Annotated in this window: 2 protein-coding genes; both read left to right on the top strand. The window is 50.9% G+C overall.

What is annotated here, in order from left to right; translation table 11 throughout:
• The coding region (locus QR78_RS36535; RefSeq protein WP_202972803.1) for an RHS repeat-associated core domain-containing protein at positions 1-592 on the top strand (592 nt) is incomplete at its 5' end.
• A gap of 11 nt (positions 593-603) precedes the next feature.
• The gene (locus QR78_RS36745; protein ID WP_082172204.1) at positions 604-822 is read left to right on the top strand and encodes a CPCC family cysteine-rich protein; all 219 of its coding nucleotides are present in this window, start codon (positions 604-606) and stop codon (positions 820-822) included.
• Positions 823-896: the final 74 nt, after the last annotated feature.

The raw sequence follows: 896 nt of genomic DNA on the forward strand, positions 1-896 counted from the left end.
CAACGACAACCGCGGCGGGGGTGGCTGGGGGCCCCGCCGGACGTTGGGCCGGGTCTGGGGTGGCCTGGCGCTGGAGGAGACGCCGGCTGCGGCCGAGGCGATGCTGGTATGCCCGATCCGGTTCCAGGGGCAGTGGGCCGATGTCGAGACGGGGCTCGTCTACAATCGGTTCCGCTACTACGATCCGCTGGCGGGGCAGTATGCTAGCTCTGACCCAACTGGCTTGTATGGGGGAGCACAATCATCAGCCTATGTATTACAACCTATAAGCTTTGTAGATCCCCTGGGGCTAAAATGCTGCCCTTTTTGGACGGCAACAAAAAATAAAAATTCCGCCGAGAATGCATATGGACACTGGAAAAAGCATGCACCGGAATTCCCGGAATATAGAAATTCACTTCAATATGTTAGGGGCGCGCAAGATTTTGTAACAAATCCGCCAGGGGATGCGCTGACCAAGTTGCGAGCATCGAATGGCGACAAATTGCTTTACTCTCCTTCAAGCAACACATTTGCAGTTATTGATATCAAAGGTTCTTTGAGAACTATGTTCAGACCGAGCGGTGGTGTTGCCTACTGGAACATGCAATAGGAATGTGTAAAATGTCGGAATTTCTAAACCCATGCCCCTGCTGTGGGAATCTTACGATCGAAGATCTGGGGACATATGAATTGTGTTCAGTGTGCGGATGGGAAGATGACCCGATCCAATCAATAAATCCAAAATATTTTGGGGGTGCGAATAAAGATAGTCTTGAAGAACACAAAAAATTGTATTTGCGTAGTAAGGCAAGCAGATTCAATACACGCTACGATGAATAATATGCTTCATTTAGAATTTCGTGCGGTCGCCTGTAGCGGGAGCGGCGTATCTCTGGGACGGGGACGTGGTGGCG

The organism is Methylobacterium indicum (assembly GCF_001043895.1).
Lineage (GTDB): Bacteria > Pseudomonadota > Alphaproteobacteria > Rhizobiales > Beijerinckiaceae > Methylobacterium > Methylobacterium indicum.